This window comes from Dehalococcoidia bacterium, assembly GCA_022451965.1.
In the GTDB taxonomy this organism is placed as follows: Bacteria; Chloroflexota; Dehalococcoidia; order Lucifugimonadales; family Lucifugimonadaceae; genus TMED-70.
In genome coordinates this window covers 1-2,116 of sequence record JAKUNJ010000014.1, presented here as the reverse complement: position 1 = coordinate 2,116, position 2,116 = coordinate 1, and the positions used below count along the sequence as shown (strand labels likewise).

The window sequence follows — 2,116 nt, the reverse complement described above, 5'->3', positions numbered from 1 at the left end:
GAAATAGTAAACTTGGAGAGATTGATCAATTTATCAATAATTTCATTTTCTAGATCAAGATTATATTTGTAATCATTTTCTGCAGAAATTTCTTTCTTGATTTGATCTTTAAATTCCTTAATTCCTTTGATTTCAGGACTAATTTCTTTCAAGAATTTATCTGTAAGTTTTGGGATAATTTTTTCTTGAATTTCTAAGCACTCAACTTCAAACTTAACATTTTTACCTTGAAGATTTTCTTCTTTCCAATCAAGAGGCAGGGTCAGAGTAAAATCTTTCTTTTCATTTTTAGAAATACCTTTTAGATTTTCAGCAACTCCTGGAGCAATTAAGTTACTATTTTCAACAGCATAGAAATCAAATTCTTTTTCTGAAAAAACTTCTTCTTCTTTATATTTACCACTTAAATTTATCTTGGCAAAACCAGGAAAATCTAATTTAGAATTAGAGGACTCCCAAGTTGATCTTGATTCTAAAATTCTGTCGATAGTTTCATCTATTTTCTTTTTTGTAACTTTATCTTTAGAAATATTACTTTTTATAGAATTATAATCACCTAAATTAACTTCAGGCATCAGAGGTACCATAAGTATAATTTTTAATTTAGGCTCTCTCTCTAAAATGTCGACTTTGGGAGCGCAAGGATATTCTAGTTTTTGTTCTTCTAATATACTCGGGACAACTTCTTGTATTATAGGGTCTAAACTATTTTCTAATATGTAATCTTTTCCATATTGAGATTCAATTAATTTATAAGGGGCTTTCCCTTTTCTAAATCCAGGGATATTCACAGATTGAGAAATTTTCGTTGCTGAAGTTTTAAGATGCTTATTTACAATAAAATCATCAACTATAATTTCTATATCTACTTGTTTATTTTTTTCTGGTTTAACTTCTATGTTCATATTATTTATTCTTCTTGCTCCATAACTAGTATATTTAAGTCCTCTAATTGCTCTTTTGTAATAAAATCTGGAGAACCGAATAGTAAATCAGAAGCAGATTGAGTCTTTGGGAATGCTATTACCTCTCTAATTGACTCTTCATTGCAAAGCATTGCTACTAATCTATCTAATCCAAGCCCCATACCTCCATGTGGAGGTACTCCATACTCAAAAGCATCTAGCAAATGACCAAATAGATTATTAACTTCATTTTTTGAATATCCTATAATATCGAACACTTTTTCCTGTAATTTTCTATCATGAATTCTTATCGAACCTGAACCTAACTCAACTCCATTGCAAACCAAATCAAATAAATTAGCTCTTACCTTCCCAGGTTCTAAATCTAATAGATCGTAATCTTCTAAATGAGGAGAAGAGAATACATGATGAGCAGGTTGCCACGATCCATCATCATCTTTATCAAAAAGAGGAAAGTCAGTAATCCAAACAAATTTCATCTCTTTGCTATCAATTAAGTTTTGTTCCTGAGCAATATACGTCCTAAGATGAGATAATGAAGTATTAACTACATCTTTCTGACCAATTATCATAAATATAACATCCCCTGGTTTTGCATGGGTGATTGAAATGATTTCATCTAGGTTTTCCTGAGTAAAAAATTTATTAAGAGGACCTGAGGTTTCATCCAATTTTGGAATATCATTTTGTATATTTTCAGGAATTGATATGTAAATTAGACCACCCGCGCCCTGCTTTTTTACCATTTCAGTTAATCTATCAAATTCTTTTCTGCCTAAATTATGCCAATTTTGAGCAACTAATCCCTTAAGAATTGAACCTGATTTCAAAGAATTTTGAATGACATTAGAATTAATTCTTACAGCTAATTCTGATAAGTCTTTCATTTCAAGTGAATAACGAAGATCTGGTTTATCTGTACCAAATCGATTCATAGCATCATCATATCTGATTACTTCAAATTTTCTATCAATTTTAATATTACTATCTACTGAGTTAATCAGTCTGATGTACAGGTTTTCAACTAATTTCATAACATCATCTTGGTCAACAAAACTCATTTCCAAATCAAGTTGGGTATGCTCAGGTTGCCTGTCTGCCCTAAGATCTTCATCTCTGAAGCATCGTGCTATTTGAAAATATCTATCAAAACCTGAAACCATCAAAATTTGTTTCATTTGTTGAGGAGA

General features: G+C 30.5%; 2 protein-coding genes. Both read right to left on the bottom strand.

What is annotated here, in order from left to right; translation table 11 throughout:
- A partial coding sequence (gene tig / locus MK083_06485) for a trigger factor (GenBank protein MCH2674095.1) occupies positions 1 to 905 on the bottom strand: 905 nt, incomplete at its 3' end.
- 5 nt (positions 906 to 910) lie between these two features.
- Positions 911 to 2,116, bottom strand: a 1,206-nt coding sequence (gene aspS, locus MK083_06480) for an aspartate--tRNA ligase (protein MCH2674094.1), incomplete at its 5' end; no start/stop codon positions are given.